Source organism: Flavobacterium stagni (assembly GCF_004122105.1).
Classification (GTDB): Bacteria; Bacteroidota; Bacteroidia; order Flavobacteriales; family Flavobacteriaceae; genus Flavobacterium; species Flavobacterium stagni.
Window position 1 is genome coordinate 173,754 of record NZ_SBKN01000005.1, and the last position, 15,835, is coordinate 189,588.

Here is a 15,835-nt window from a genome sequence, read left to right on the forward strand (position 1 = left end):
CTTTAATAATTGAAAATGTGATATAAACACTTAAAGAATTATTAGGTTTCACAGAACGCTTTGAGCAATTAATTATAGTTAAGGACTTACTTTATTCTAACAAACTTCTATTTCACCCGACTCGGCGTATCTTTCCCTTGCACGATGGATTGTGCACTGACGGCAATCGACTTGATCACTTCGGTCATGTTGGTTAAATCCAAGGTATTCACCTCATCACTCAATTGGTGGTAATTGGGTTCGGCATCCATTTTTGAGGTGGAAATCGTATGAGCAGGGACGCCCAAAGCGGCTAAAGTAGCGTTATCCGAACGGTAGAACAATTGCTCTGCGGGATACGGATCAGGGTGAAATTGAAACGGCGACCCTTGTAAGTTGCGTTGCAAAATAGTCCCGAAATCGGACTTTTCAAAACCGGTGATGTAACAGGAGTTTTTGCCCCATTTGCTTTCCGTGCCAATCATTTCGATGTTGAACATCGCGACTACTTGATCGGCGGCGATGTTCTTTGAGAAGTAACGCGACCCGAAACCGCCCACTTCTTCAGCAGTGAAGGCTACGAAAATCAAAGTGCGTTCGTTGTTGTTTAAGGCTTTATAGTATTGTGCCAAAGCAATCACAGCGGTTACTCCCGAAGCATCATCGTTAGCGCCGTTGTATACGGTATCTGTCCCTGTGGGTTCTGTACCTAAGTGATCAAAATGGGCCGAAAAGACCACATACTCATTGGGCTTGGATTTCCCTGGGATTACTCCAATCACGTTGTTGGCGGCTTTGCCACGAATTTGGAATTCCTGACGGTAGTTGGATAACGTCCCCCAATAGCCTAACCCGATTTTTGCAAATTCTTGTTCGATAAACGCCGACGCTTTGTCTATGCCCGGCGTAAAGAGTTTACGACCTTGCATGGCATCGGCGGCGAGTTCGTTTTCAATTCGGGTTACTTCTGTTTGGGAAATGGTGGGATTAGTTTGTGCAGTAGCGAATGAAATCGTGGCGGCACATAAGAACAGGATTTTTTTCATGGTGTTTTTGTTGTTTGATGAATGATTTAGGAACAATAACTGCTGCTAAAAGTACACATTTTTAGTAGGCAAAAATGGGGTTATGAATTATGAGTTATAAATTATGAGTTATGAATGAAGTAGATTAGACCCATTTGATTTTTTTTTGGAATTTCAGATCTACAGGCACACTTTCCCGCACGGATTTGCGTTAAGGATGGAGGCCTTGCGGAGCTCGCCTGAGACCACGAAGGCAGCGACGGCCGACAGCCTGACCTTGTGGGGTGGAAAACAAGTCACGTAGTGCTGTTTTTCACCCCACAAGGGAACGCCCAAAAATTCAATGAGAATCTGTACCTTTGTGTCAAATTTAGTACTACCATGTCTATAGAAGTTCACGCTATTTCCAAATATTACGGCACACAAAAAGCCTTGGATTCGGTTTCTTTTTCGGTTAAAAAAGGAGAAATCGTGGGTTTCCTCGGACCTAACGGCGCGGGTAAATCGACCTTGATGAAAATCTTAACTACGTTTTTAAGTGCCGATGAAGGGAAAGCCGTGGTGAACGAACATGATGTGACTACCGATGCGCTAAAAGTGCAACGCTCGGTGGGTTATTTACCGGAACACAATCCGCTCTACCTCGATTTGTATGTGCGGGAATACCTAGCATTTAATGCCGATGTATACAAAGTGTCGACTTCGCGCATTGAGGAAGTGATTACCTTAACCGGACTCACCCCTGAGGCGCATAAGAAAATTGGGCAACTCTCCAAAGGATACCGCCAGCGTGTGGGCTTGGCTACAGCGCTACTCCACAATCCCGAGGTATTGATTTTGGACGAACCCACTACGGGACTCGATCCGAACCAGTTGGTTGAAATTCGCAACGTAATTCGCAACGTCGGTAAAGACAAAACGGTTTTCCTATCCACCCACATCATGCAAGAAGTGGAAGCGATTTGCGACCGGGTCATCATCATCAACCAAGGGAAAATTGTAACCGACAAGAAACTGGATAAACTGGTGGAAGAAGTTACGGTACAATTGGTGGAAGTCGAATTTGATCAAGCGGTAAACGCTGATTTGTTTGCCCAACTCAAAGGTCTGACCCAAACGAAAAACGTGAAAGACAATTTGTGGGAACTGACGTTTCAAACCGAAGAAGACCCCCGCGCCCGTATTTTTGACTTTGCTACCGCTAATGGTTTGCGTGCCTTGCAAATTGTGGCGAAAGCGAAAAACCTCGAACAAATTTTCCGCGAAAAAACGGCCAAGAAGAACTAATTGAACAACAATTGTCCTTGGTAGGTTTGCTGCACATCGATAGTAGGTGGTGTGTGGAATAACACTACATTTCCTGTACTCACGATGCTGCCATGGATGTACTGCATGGGTTTGACGAGCATGTCATTGGACCCGCGACTGTAGACGTACATATTTTGAACTTCTAAATTTTGAGCTTCGATGCGGCCATCACCTGCCCAGAAAATCAGGGAAGCATTTTGCGCCTGACCCGTGATATAAAATCGGGAGACGTTATTATTTTCGATGGTGAATTCGGTCGTATTCACATTCAAAACAAAATCACCTGTAGCCGCACCGGGCACACCGTCACCGTGTGCATCGTTGGCATAAATATGCAACAAAGGATAATTTAATATCCCCACAGACCGGATATCTTGTTCGGTTTTGGAATAAATTTCTTCGAGATTGGGCGCGGTAATGATTACTTTGGCAACGCCGTATTCGCGAACCCAATTACAAGTAGATTTGTCTCGAATTTTCAACACGTTCCCATCTTGAACCACTTGGATGTTATTGATAAAATTTTCACCCGATTGCAACACGACTTTGTATTCGGGACCTTGGGTGATTTCGACTCCAATGCCGCGATAGACTTCGATGCGTGTGAACGCTGTAACGGGGACTTCACGGGTCATGATTGTACCTTCCGACTCAATACAATCGGAGGGTTTTTCACAAGCAACAAGCAGGACCAGTAAAAGTGCGAGCAGTTTTTTCATCTTATAAACGGATTCCTAGACCAAATTCGATAGCCTCAGCCAGAAACATGTGGGTTTTCAAACTCAAGGCGGAAAAGACTTTGGGTGTCCAATAATATTTTAATCCGATGCGGTCATACACCGGAATTTCGTTGTGCAAAGGATCATAAAAATAATACCCCACCTGGGCCTCAAGCGACAAGCGGTTGATATACAATTCATAGCCCGCAAAAATACCTGCGCGTTTGTAATCGGTATTGGGGTCGATATGATCTTCGGGGTAAGCTGCCGATTTGTATTTGATAAAGTCTTTAAAACTTTGGGTTAGGAAAAGATCGGCTCCCAGTTGCACACCGCTTTTGCGATTCAAACGTTTGTCGATATACGCCCCGAGGTGATACAACGGATGGCGGCCACTATTGATGACCGAACTCTCATTAAACCCTGTGCGGAACACAAAGTTATAGTGCAATTTTTCACGGTAATTCGTTTTCACTTTAGTTGTGTCGGGCGAATTAGAAACGGGTTTTTGAAGGTTGTAAGCGACTCCGATCGTGAGTCCATACGTATTGATACCGCTGTTGGGCGACTTTGAACGGCCGTTGGAATAATGCGTGAATAACAATCCGGCCGACACGTCCATTTGGTTATGAAACAACGGTTGGTGGTACTCGAGTCCGATGTTGATATTGGCCAACAGCGTACTCCCAAATGCTTTGTTTTTGGAATTGGTCACCTTGTCATACGGTTGGTTCATATACGCCACACCCGCGGCTGTTTGGACTTGGAGGTGCCGTTTTAAAAAATTAAATCGGAAATAAGTCCCTGTAGCCCAACTGTGTCCGAGGAACCGGTTGTTGAAATCTTGGTACAACAAATACACACCATACGATGGATAATTATAAGCCGCATGCCATTCTTGTGCGCCGTGGGTTTGTAGATTGTAATGGAATTGAATGCCTTCGGGATGTCCTTGCAAATGGTACAAATCGGGGGTGTGCGGCAAGACATTTCCTCTGAAAAAACGGACTTCAAAAGACGGTGTATTGGCGTTCTTCTGGGCGAAAAGGGCCTGAACTGTAAAGAAAACCAATACGATACTCTTGCGCATGAGTGGAATTTAGTGAAGCAAATATAATGGAAATTTGAAATTTGGAATTTTAAAGGATTGAAACAAAGCAATATTTGTATTTATATTTACTTTTATCCTATGAAATCGCATAACAACCAACCAAAAACCATATATCTTCTTTTATTGGTGCTTTTTTGCCTAGGCATCATTACGCGAAAATTTTCTTTTTTCATCTATCTCTACGGAATTTCAGTAGTACTTAACTTTTATATCTTGTATAAAATTCCGAGTTGTAACCTAGAGCATCCTAATCAGTACCGAGCCCTTTCAGCAATATTGATTCTACTCCCTTTAATACTCCTTGGACTACTGTTTTGGTTTTTTAGTAATGTTCAATGCTAATCCGTTCTTCTGGGAGAAAACAACCTGAACAAAAAGAAGAAGCCTTACAATACACTTTCGAATGAGAAATGATTCGTGAGGCAAATAAAGTGGAATTTGGGATTTTAAAATTTGGAATTTAATACCTTATTCCTTCACCACTTTCCGTGTCAAGCGTTCACCAGTAGCAAGTTGGACCTGTACATAATACACGCCCGCTTCCAGCGAAGACAAATCAAGTGTTGCAACATGTTTGCGGGTGAAGACTTGTTTTCCTAATGCGTCAAAAAGGATAACCTCATCATAGGTTTGTCCCAATTCTAAACTGGCTTTTGTCGGATTAGGATAGAACGCTTGTAATGGTGACGAAACCTCTGGCGAACTGAGCGAAATATAATCTTGGTAGCGGTATAAAATTGCGCTGACCATAACAACCAACTTATTGTCATTTTGTAAATGTGCTGCTCGCGCCCAATCCCAAGCGGTTACATCATTCAAATAATAACCATTGGTCATGAAAGCCGAATATAAGGTAGTATCCTCATTCAAATGCGCAATAATGTAATTGTAGGAATTGCTCTGACGCACAGTCATACACAGAATGTATTGCCCGTTGGGCATTTGCTCAATTAAATCCGAACTGATTCCAGGATAATTTTCAGCCCCAATGGTGTAATGATTGGGCACCGCAATATTGGTGAAGCTCATTCCATCGCCACTAAATGAAGGATCTAAAACACCGTTGGGATCCAACTTGGCAAAAGCCAACCCGCTCGTAATATTGAGTCCGGCCACCATTAAACTCCCATTGTATTGCACAAACAAATTTCCGGGATACGTCTTTCCACCGAAGTTGATTTGGGTAATTCCGTTGGTTCCAAACCAAGATGTCAAACTTCCGTTGCTATTGATTCGCATGACGGTTAGGTTCGAACTCGTACTCGAAGGGACGACATTCCCTAACAACAGAAAATCGCCATTATCGGCGGTATAAATAGTTGAAAAACTATCGGTTCCGGTCAGTGGTGATTCAAAAATACCGTTCACTCCAAAGGTGGTATCCACCGCTCCATTCGCTGTAAAACGAATCGCCAAACCACTGCCGTCGTAATTGGTTCCGCCCAAATACCAATAATTGTAACCCACAGCTAGAATACGGCCCTGACTGTCTACGGTGACATCCGTCAAACGCTCATCGTTGGGATCGGCACTGGTTTCTACATAGGTGTTGAGAATCGTCACGCCGTTGGTTCCAAAGCTGGTATCTTTAGTTCCATTCGCATTAAAGCGGCATACAAAAACTTTATAATCATAAGAGAAACCGCCCAAACTATGGGTGCGCCCCACCAACACGATTTTGCCATCATCTTGCACCGTAATCCCTGAAATATCAAAGCGCTCCGCATGATTATTGGACGTAAACAAAGCAGTACCGTTAGTTCCAAAAGACAAATCTAGACTTCCATTCTCTAAATATTTCTTCACGCCAATGGTCGGTGCTAAATTCGGAAACTGAATACTAAAATTTGGATTCAACGAATACGGAATCAACACCGATCTATCGGGATAAAAATAACTCGCATTCGACACCCCACTAATTCCGCTGCTATAGGCATTTCCCGAAGGCAATCCCGTATCAACAATTCCGCCATTGCCATAAGTTGGATCCAAAAGCAGCTGGGCAAACGAAAATGACGTACAGCATAAAATAAGTAAAGTAATCCGTTTTTTCATGGCGCTTTTTTTTACAAATATAAAAGAAACTCCTTCTAGTCAAAAAGTTATGATTTATGAGTTATGAATTATGAGTTAAAAGGACATGAGTTACAAGCCCCCAGCCCTCTAACGTCTAATGTCCAACGACTAAAGTCTAAAAAAAACCTGCCCCAACGAAGTGCAACAGGTTTTCAAATATAAAGGTTAGTTAGTAGCAATTAAAACACCTCTTTGGCAATGGACTTGATGTTGTCGGCTTTCCCCATCGAATAGTAATGCAACACGGGAACGCCCGCTGCCAAGAGTTCTTTACTCTGCGCAATGCACCATTCAATTCCAATCTGCTTCACGGCATCGTTGTCTTTGGCGCGCACCACTTCCATAATCAAACTGTCGGGCAATTCGAGACTGAAACGGTGTGGAATCAAGTTCAACTGCTTCTTCGTAGCAATCGGTTTGAGTCCGGGAATAATTGGCACCTCAATACCTGCTTTCCGACATTTGTCCACAAATTCAAAAAACTTTTGGTTGTCAAAAAACATTTGCGTGATGATATAATCGGCGCCATTCTTAATCTTTTGCTTTAAAAAATGGATATCCGAATCCAAACTCGGCGCTTCCATGTGCTTTTCAGGATAGCCGGCCACCCCGATACAAAAATTGGTTTTGGCGGTATTCTTTAAGTCTTCGTCCAAATAAATGCCACGGTTCAGGTTACTAATTTGCTCCACCAAATCCGAGGCATAATGGTTCCCATCTTTCTCGGGTTTGAAATAGGTTTCCGTTTTCAACGCATCCCCGCGCAACGCCACCACATTGTCAATACCGAGGAAGTCCAAGTCAATCAACAAGTTCTCCGTATCTTCTTTGGTAAAGCCACCGCACAGTACGTGCGGAATCGCATCCACGTCGTATTTCCCTTGAATGGCCGCACAAATCCCTACGGTGCCCGGACGTTTTTTTACAATTTTCTTTTGCAACAAACCGTTTTCCAACTCCTTAAATTCATATTCCTCACGGTGATACGTCACGTCAATAAACGGCGGTTGAAATTCCATCAACGGATCAATCCCGTCAAAAATCGACTGGATATTCTGCCCTTTCAACGGCGGTAAAATCTCAAAAGAAAACAACGGTTTTCCTTGCGCATTTTCGATATGTTGGGTTACTCTCATCTATTTTAAATTATATATTTTAAATTTTAAATGTGTAGTTATTTAAAATTTTTCCTCCATTTTAATGCCTGCCTGCCGTAGGCAGGTTTCAAGTTCAATGTTTTTTTGGGCGCGTCCCTGTGGCAGCACCTTGGTTTTTATTTCGTGAAACTGCGCCCACAGGGTCGGGTTATCCGCGGTGCATGGCATCTTGCTTCTACCCCTCGCGCAGCCCCTGCACCAAACAATTTTATTCTAAAGTCCAACGTCTAAAGGCTAATGTCTAATGTCTAATATCTAATATCTATCCCTCACTCACATTCGGCGCCAGCCATTTATGTGCCACTTCCACCGAAACGCCTCGACGCTGAGCGTAATCTTCCACCTGATCGGCTTTGATTTTCCCCAATCCAAAATACTTACTTTCCGGATGGGCAAAATAGTACCCCGATACCGAAGCCGCTGGCCACATCGCCATACTCTCGGTCAAGGTCACCCCTATACGTTCTTCCACTTGCAAGAGATTCCAAATCGTCGGTTTTTCCAAATGGTCGGGACAAGCGGGATAGCCCGGTGCGGGTCGGATCCCCTTATAATCTTCAGCAATCAAGGCTTGGTTATCCAACTGTTCATCGTTGGCATAGCCCCAAATTTCTTTACGAACCTTCCAATGCAAATATTCCGCAAAGGCCTCCGCCAATCGGTCGCCTAAGGCTTTGACCATAATCGCGTGGTAATCGTCCAAATCCTGTTCAAACACCGCTGCTTTTTCATCCACTCCAAAACCCGTCGTCACACAAAAACACCCGATATAATCTTGCACACCCGTTTCTTTGGGCGCGATAAAGTCGGCCAACGCAATATTCGGCGCACCCGCCGTTTTTTTCGACTGCTGACGCAGGGTGAGAAAAGTTGTCGGTTGTGGGTTGTCGGTTGTGGGCTGCACTGCAATATCATCATCGTTGACGGTATTTGCGGGAAAAATACCCACCAATCCTTTGGCAGTAAACCAGTTTTCCTCAACGATTTGCGCCAACATTTTTTGGGCATCGTCAAATAGCTGTTGCGCTTGTTCGCCCACGACATCATCCTTCAATAGCGCAGGATATTTCCCAAACAACTGCCACGAATGGAAGAACGGCGTCCAGTCGATAAACGGCACCAATTCCGCTAAAGTCACTTTCACTTCTTGTACCCCAATAAAATTGGGCTGTACCGGTTGGTATTGGTCCCAATCCAAACGCAATTTATTGGCACGGGCTTCACTGAGACGCAAGAACTCCTTTTCGCGACTGCGACTCAAATACCCTTCGCGCAATTGATCGTATTCCTCCCGAATTTGTTCGGCATATGTGACTTTATTTTCGGGTTGCAACAAATTACTCGCTACCGTTACAGCACGCGAGGCATCGTTGACATGCACCACACTTCCCGTGTATTCAGGGGCAATCTTCACCGCAGTATGGGCACGCGAAGTCGTTGCGCCTCCAATCATAATCGGGATGGAAATATTCAAGCGCTCCATCTCTTTGGCGAGATAGACCATTTCGTCCAAAGACGGCGTGATCAAACCACTCAATCCGATGATGTCTACATTTTCAGCAACAGCAGTTTGTATAATTTTCTCAGGCGGTACCATCACCCCCAAGTCGATAATTTCAAAGTTATTACAGGCCAACACCACCGATACGATGTTTTTTCCGATATCGTGTACGTCGCCTTTTACAGTAGCCATGAGAACCTTCCCTGCCCCCGCCGACTGACCGTCTTTGCTGGCTTCAATAAATGGCAACAAATAGGCTACAGCTTTTTTCATGACTCGAGCCGATTTCACCACTTGCGGCAAGAACATTTTTCCCGAACCAAACAAATCGCCAACTACATTCATTCCGTTCATCAAATGTTGTTCGATGACTTGGATGGGTTTATCAACCAAATGACGTGCTTCTTCCACATCCTGCTCGATAAATTCGTCCAAACCTTTCACTAAAGAATGCGTAAGGCGTTCTTGTACCGAACCATTGCGCCATTCTTGAACAACTTTATCTGTGGTTTTGGTATCCGATTTTAAGTTTTCGGCGTAGTCGAGCAAGCGTTCTGTCGCATCGTCACGACGATCGAGCAAAACATCTTCAACATAGGTGAGTAAATCGGGGTCAATTTCGTCATAAATCTCCAGCATTTTCGGATTCACAATACCCATCGTCATGCCGTGTTGGATGGCATGGTATAAAAAGGCCGAGTGCATGGCTTCACGCACTTTGTCATTCCCTCGGAAGGAAAACGACACGTTACTCACCCCTCCCGAAACATGGGCATAGGGCAGATTTTCACGAATCCATTTTGTCGCTAAAAAGAAATCTAACGCATTGCGGCGGTGTTCTTCCATACCGGTAGCGACGGGAAAAATATTGGGATCAAAAATAATATCGGTAGCTGGAAAACCCACTTGATGCACCAATATATCGTAGCTGCGTTTACAGATTTCGATTCGGCGTTCGTAGGTATCCGCTTGTCCCACCTCATCAAAAGCCATGACAATCACGGCAGCTCCGTAGCGTTTGATCAATTTGGCATGATGGATAAAAGCAGCTTCTCCTTCTTTCAAGGAAATCGAGTTCACGACACCTTTTCCTTGAATGACTTTGAGTCCGGCTTCAATAATCTCCCACTTCGAACTGTCGATCATCACGGGAACACGGGCAATATCGGGTTCGGCGGCAATTAAATTTAGGAATTTGGTCATGGCTTCTACCCCATCAAGCATTCCTTCGTCCATGTTGACGTCGATGATTTGCGCACCACCTTCTACTTGGGCGCGGGCGATATCTACGGCGGCTTCGTAATTCCCTTCTTTAATCAAACGTAAAAACTTACGCGAACCCGTCACATTGGTCCGTTCCCCTACGTTCACAAAGTTGGTTTCTGGAGTGATGATTAGTGGTTCTAAACCGGATAATTGCAAATATTGGGTTATCGGTTGTCGGTTGTCGGTTGTCGGTATCTCCTTACTCATAATGCACTTATAAACGGGCTACTGATGACTGTAAACTGCTCTCGGTTCTCGGTTTAAATTCGGCAGCCACTTGTGCAATCGCACGAATATGCTCAGGGGTAGTCCCACAACAGCCACCGATAATGTTCACCAAGTTTTCATTCAAATACTCGCGAATTAACGCTTGCATTTCTTCGGGTGTTTGATCGTATTGACCGAAAGCGTTGGGCAAACCGGCATTGGGATGCGCCGAAATATTGAGTTGGGTATGTTGGCCCAAGCGTTTTAAATACGGTTTCAATTGATCCGCCCCGAGTGCACAATTGAAGCCCACACTCAACAAAGGAATGTGTGCAATGGATATCAAAAAGGCTTCCACCGTTTGCCCGGACAACGTTCGTCCCGAGGCATCGGTAATAGTTCCAGAAACCATCACGGGAATGTCGGATTGACGTTCTTCTTTTACTTCTTCAATAGCAAATAAGGCGGCTTTCGCGTTCAGTGTATCAAATATGGTTTCCACCAAAAGTAGGTCGGCTCCTCCATCGATAAGTGCTTCCACTTGTTGGCGGTAAGCCATTCGCAAATCGTCGAAGGTTACGGCACGATAGCCGGGATCGTTGACATCCGGACTCATACTGGCGGTACGGTTGGTCGGACCGATAGAACCGGCTACAAAACGGGGTTTGTCAGTAAATTCATCGGCGACTTCTCGGGCAATTTTAGCGGATTGGTAATTGAGTTCGTAGACTAAATCTTCCATGTGGTAATCGGCCATCCCGATAGTCGTTCCCGAAAAGGTATTGGTTTCCACGATGTCTGCGCCTGCTTCAAAATAGGCACGATGCACGGCTTTTACCGCCTCGGGTTGGGTAATGGAAAGCAAGTCGTTATTCCCTTTCAAAGGATGGGGAAAATCTTTGAAACGCTCACCTCGGAAGTCGGCTTCCTCAAATTGATTGCGTTGTAACATCGTACCCATGGCGCCATCGAGGACGAGGATTCGCTGTTTTAGAATTGCATTGATATTTACACGCATACTGATAACTAATCTTGTATTGCGTTATCAGGAAAGAGAGGTATTTCCAAAGTTATCTTTTTCTGAACATGGTCAGAATAGAATGTAGCACCTTCCTCAGGGAGTGAGGGGTTGCTAAGCGTTCATAGGGTCTATTCCCTCCCGCTTTCGTGATAACGCCATTATTATTAAGAACCTCGCAAAGGTAAGACAAGAAATCGGGGATTTCAAAATAAAAATTTGAAAAAAAGCGCAAACGTTTGCGAAAAATTTAAAGATATATTTAGATTTATTGAAATTGATTTTCATAAATTTGCAGTCGAAAAACAGAAGAGGAGAAATTTGATCTGATTGCAACCTCGTAAAAAAATGCTAAAGCAGTGATCCTTCTTTAGTTGTTGCAACCGCATTTCCTTCCCTTCTTAGCTTAATAAAACAAAATTTTAAAGTTATAATTATGGCTTATTTATTTACTTCTGAGTCGGTAAGTGAAGGACACCCAGACAAAGTAGCCGATCAGATTTCTGACGCATTAATCGACAACTTTTTGGCATTTGATGCTGAATCCAAAGTAGCTTGTGAAACTTTGGTAACGACCGGACAGGTAATCTTAGCCGGTGAAGTAAAATCAAACACCTATTTAGACGTTCAACAAATCGCTCGTGATGTGATCAAAAAAATTGGTTACACTAAAAGCGAATACATGTTTGAAGCCAACTCTTGTGGGGTTTTATCTGCCATTCACGAACAATCGGCTGACATTAACCAAGGGGTAGACCGTGCGACGAAAGAAGAGCAAGGGGCTGGCGACCAAGGGATGATGTTTGGTTATGCAACAAACGAAACCAACAATTATATGCCGTTGGCGTTGGATTTATCGCATGCTTTGTTGATTGAATTGGCGAACTTACGTCGCGAGAACAATGAAATTACGTATTTACGTCCGGATGCAAAGTCGCAAGTAACTTTGGAATATTCAGACGATAACAAACCCCAACGTATTGACGCGATTGTGATTTCGACCCAACACGACGACTTCGATCAAGAAGAAGCGATGTTAGCAAAAATCAAGAAAGACATGATTGAAATCTTGATTCCACGTGTGAAAGCAAAATACCCACAATACGCTCATTTATTCAACGATGACATTACGTACCACATCAACCCTACGGGTAAATTCGTTATCGGTGGACCTCACGGAGATACGGGATTAACAGGTCGTAAAATCATCGTAGATACTTACGGTGGAAAAGGGGCACACGGTGGTGGTGCATTCTCTGGAAAAGACCCAAGTAAAGTAGACCGTTCTGCAGCGTATGCTACGCGTCATATTGCAAAAAACTTGGTAGCTGCTGGATTGTGTGATGAAGTTTTGGTACAAGTATCGTATGCGATTGGTGTAGCGAAACCCACTTCTATCAACGTAAACACTTACGGTACGGCTAAAGTTGACTTAAAAGACGGTGACATTAGCAAAATTGTAGAAACGATTTTCGATATGCGTCCGTACTACATTGAACAACGTTTAAAATTACGTAACCCAATTTACAGTGAAACGGCTGCCTATGGCCACATGGGACGCACGCCTGAAGTCGTGACTAAAACCTTCAAATCGCCTGATGGACAATCGAAAACCGTAGAAGTTGAATTGTTTACTTGGGAAAAATTAGACCACGTTGAAAAAGTAAAAGCGGCTTTTAATTTATAATACTTAGTTATTACGTTCATAAAAAAACCTGACTTTAACGAGTCAGGTTTTTTGTTTTTATAAGTTGTATTTCAACGTAAGCATTACATAACGCGGCTGTACAAAATATTGCGAATTGGTTACTCGGAATTGGTCAAACGAGTTATCATTCAGCGCCTTGGTGTTCAAGATATTCGTTGCTGAAACTTTATATTCCCATTTGCTGTCTTTCTTTTGGTAGGTGAAACTGGCCGACAAGAAATCGTATTCATTATCGACGGTTTTATCGCCGTTGTAATAATGATAGAATTCATATTCTGACACCAAAGAGAACGCATCCAAGAAATAGTATTCCAAACGCACAAAAGGTTTGTCGGTAAAGAATTTCGTTTTACTTCGTGGGTTTTCAAATTCGCTAATTGAATAAGTGTAACCAATTTCTAAATTGGGCACTTTTTTGTAGTTGGTTGCCAATTTAATCGTGTGGTTTTGAGCGATACTTTTCGATAACGCACTTGTTCCTCCTAAGAAATTATAAAACTTCGACCAGTTAACATTGGTTGAAAAAGACGCTTTGTAGTATTTATAAAACGAACGACCGTAAGAACCCGCTCCACTTAAGGTTTCATCCACATAATTGTAATTGTTCAACGGGGACGAAATTTGATTCACGCCGCTAAATACTGTTTGCGATTTAATCGCATCTATACTTCGGGTGTAGTTAATGAAGCCCGAAATATTTTCGAAATTGAACATGTTGTATTTGAAATACCGCAACGAATGGGTTTGCGCCATGGCATTTTCCAAACGGCGGTTTCCACTTGACAAACTGCTGTAATTGTTCAAAACATAGCCTTCAGCCAATCTTGAAATATCCGTAAATGTATTGGTAATGGCAAAATTATAAGTAAGCGTTTCTGCCTTTTTGATTTGGTAAAGGGCGAAGAAATCAGGTAAGATACGCGTAAAATTTTGCTTATAATCGGAGCCCAACTGCACATTGTTCATGTTGTAATAATGGAAACTTACCCCCGGATTGAACGTGAATTTTTTGTACAACATTTTATAATGTACCCCTAAAAATACATCGTTGAAATTGTAGGTTACCTTATTGTTGTTCTCGGGCGCTGTTAAATTATTGACTGAACCGTTGTCCAAAATTTGATAAATCGCCGAATTGAAACTTTGGTACGAATACGTGTTACCAAGAGTAAGATTCAAATTCGCTTTTGGGGTAACCATATAATAGTAATCCACTTTGGCATCCACTTTATTGGTTTTCACCAAACGATTCTGACTGTAATCGTTGCGGGATTGCGGAATATAGCCATTCAATGCAAAAGGTTGTGTGGCCAAATTAGCATTGTAAAAAGGATCTTCATTTTGATACAAATGCTGCAATTCAAAGGCAATCACGTGCTTTTCAGAGGGCGTACTGTAAATGGCAAAATTCTGATTTACGGAAGTCGGCTGTTGGTTTTTGGCTGTATTAATATTTTCATCAAAAGAAAATGTTCCCGACATGGTATTCCGATTCAAATTCCCATTTTCAAGTTGGTCGGAACGCTTTGCCAAAATATCATAATCCATTTGAAATTTGGTGCTTGGCTTATAACTCGCACTTCCTTTCATCAACCCAAATTTGCTGTTTTGCTTGGATAAATCGGTGGTATTAGCGATGGTATTGTTGGCGAAATTGGTCGTATTGGTTTGGGTTAGCATTTCTGTTTTCGAACCCGAATAAATTCCGAAACCACTTATGGTCCATGCTTTAGAAGGATTGATGGCAAAATTCACGGCACCAAATTTAGTATCTATACTTTTAGCACGGTTGTTGCGCAACATGGCAATTCCGAGGTCATTCGAACCCACATTAAAGCTACTTCCTCCTTTGGACATCATGTTTCGAAAGCCACCTGTCATTTTAAAATAATCTTGAATGGTCAAGGGCAATTCCCCAATATTATTGATATTGGTAATCACATTGATGCTGTATTTGGGATTGTAATAAAACAACTTCGGGTTAACGTTGTAGCGATCGAACTTAGTTTGGGGTTGGAACCCGCCTGAAGCCGTTACATCACCAAACCAGAAGTTTTTCTTACCTTCTTTCAATTTGATGTTCATCGCCACATTATCTTGGTTGTTTTCTACGCCTTTAAGAATCGAATTTTCATTGTAATTGCGTAACACTTGTACTTTATCAATGGCATCGGCGGGAATGTTTTTCACCCCAAGTTTGGTGTCACCATCAAAGAAATCTTTGCCTTCCACCATTAATTTAGTTACTTTTTTTCCTTCCACTTCCACTTCTCCGTCGGCATTGACTTCAACACCGGGGAGCTTTTTCAAGACATCTTCCAACTTGCGTTCTGTACCGTTTTTAAACGAATCGGCGTTATACATGATGGTATCACCTTTGATGGAAACGGGCATTTCTTTGATGATTTCCACGCCATCCAACTGAATTCCGCCGGGTTCCATGGCCACGTTTTGGGTCATGTTCTCGGACTTGGTTTGCAAAGTGATTTCTTTGTTTTGCATCCCGATGTAACTCAATTTGAGTACATAAGTCGTATTGGCTTTTAAAGTCATGGCAAATTTCCCTTTATCATTGGTAATGGCATAGGAATCGACGCCTTTGGTTTCTTGATTGACAGCCATAATGTTGGCCATTTCCAAAGGTGTTTTTCCCGATTCAGTAACCGTTCCTTCAACACGAATGTTTTGCGCAAAAAGGATTCCTGAACTACAAAGTAGTAAGAGGTAGTATATATTTTTCATGTTTGTCTTTGAAATGAA

General features: G+C 42.9%; 10 protein-coding genes and 1 riboswitch. Of the genes, 2 read left to right on the top strand and 8 right to left on the bottom strand.

Going from position 1 to position 15,835, the window contains the following annotated elements; all coding sequences use genetic code 11:
- Positions 1 to 107: 107 nt before the first annotated feature.
- Positions 108 to 1,025, bottom strand: a complete 918-nt coding sequence (locus EQG61_RS09520; RefSeq protein ID WP_129461685.1) for a M20/M25/M40 family metallo-hydrolase — start codon at positions 1,023 to 1,025, stop codon at positions 108 to 110.
- 360 nt (positions 1,026 to 1,385) lie between these two features.
- On the opposite strand from EQG61_RS09520, the gene gldA reads away from it, so the two are divergent.
- The gene (gene gldA / locus EQG61_RS09525) at positions 1,386 to 2,291 is read left to right on the top strand and encodes a gliding motility-associated ABC transporter ATP-binding subunit GldA (protein ID WP_129461686.1); all 906 of its coding nucleotides are present in this window, start codon (positions 1,386 to 1,388) and stop codon (positions 2,289 to 2,291) included.
- Here gldA and EQG61_RS09530 read toward each other — a convergent pair.
- From EQG61_RS09530 to EQG61_RS09555, 6 genes are all read right to left on the bottom strand, one after another.
- Positions 2,288 to 3,031: a head GIN domain-containing protein gene (locus EQG61_RS09530; RefSeq protein ID WP_129461687.1), complete on the bottom strand. Its 744-nt coding sequence runs from the start codon at positions 3,029 to 3,031 to the stop codon at positions 2,288 to 2,290. The two genes, gldA and EQG61_RS09530, sit on opposite strands and share 4 nt — an antisense overlap.
- A gap of 1 nt (position 3,032) precedes the next feature.
- On the bottom strand, positions 3,033 to 4,121 hold the full coding sequence (locus EQG61_RS09535) for an acyloxyacyl hydrolase (protein ID WP_129461688.1): 1,089 nt from the start codon (positions 4,119 to 4,121) through the stop codon (positions 3,033 to 3,035).
- Between the two features lie 489 nt (positions 4,122 to 4,610).
- The gene (locus EQG61_RS09540; RefSeq protein ID WP_129461689.1) at positions 4,611 to 6,197 is read right to left on the bottom strand and encodes a T9SS type A sorting domain-containing protein; all 1,587 of its coding nucleotides are present in this window, start codon (positions 6,195 to 6,197) and stop codon (positions 4,611 to 4,613) included.
- Positions 6,198 to 6,397: 200 nt separating this feature from the next.
- Positions 6,398 to 7,354: a methylenetetrahydrofolate reductase [NAD(P)H] gene (gene metF / locus EQG61_RS09545; protein ID WP_129461690.1), complete on the bottom strand. Its 957-nt coding sequence runs from the start codon at positions 7,352 to 7,354 to the stop codon at positions 6,398 to 6,400.
- 283 nt (positions 7,355 to 7,637) lie between these two features.
- Positions 7,638 to 10,349, bottom strand: coding sequence for a methionine synthase (gene metH, locus EQG61_RS09550; protein ID WP_129461691.1), 2,712 nt, complete (start codon positions 10,347 to 10,349; stop codon positions 7,638 to 7,640).
- A 7-nt stretch (positions 10,350 to 10,356) separates the two neighbouring features.
- On the bottom strand, positions 10,357 to 11,367 hold the full coding sequence (locus EQG61_RS09555) for a homocysteine S-methyltransferase family protein (protein WP_129461692.1): 1,011 nt from the start codon (positions 11,365 to 11,367) through the stop codon (positions 10,357 to 10,359).
- A 49-nt stretch (positions 11,368 to 11,416) separates the two neighbouring features.
- Positions 11,417 to 11,526, bottom strand: a riboswitch (SAM riboswitch).
- Positions 11,527 to 11,803: 277 nt separating this feature from the next.
- Here EQG61_RS09555 and metK point away from each other — a divergent pair.
- Positions 11,804 to 13,054: a methionine adenosyltransferase gene (metK, locus tag EQG61_RS09560; protein ID WP_129461693.1), complete on the top strand. Its 1,251-nt coding sequence runs from the start codon at positions 11,804 to 11,806 to the stop codon at positions 13,052 to 13,054.
- Positions 13,055 to 13,111: 57 nt separating this feature from the next.
- Here the strand turns inward: metK and EQG61_RS09565 are convergent, their stop codons facing one another.
- A complete protein-coding gene (locus EQG61_RS09565; RefSeq protein WP_129461694.1) occupies positions 13,112 to 15,817 on the bottom strand; it encodes a carboxypeptidase-like regulatory domain-containing protein in 2,706 nt (901 codons plus the stop codon).
- Between the last annotated feature and the right edge of the window lie 18 nt (positions 15,818 to 15,835).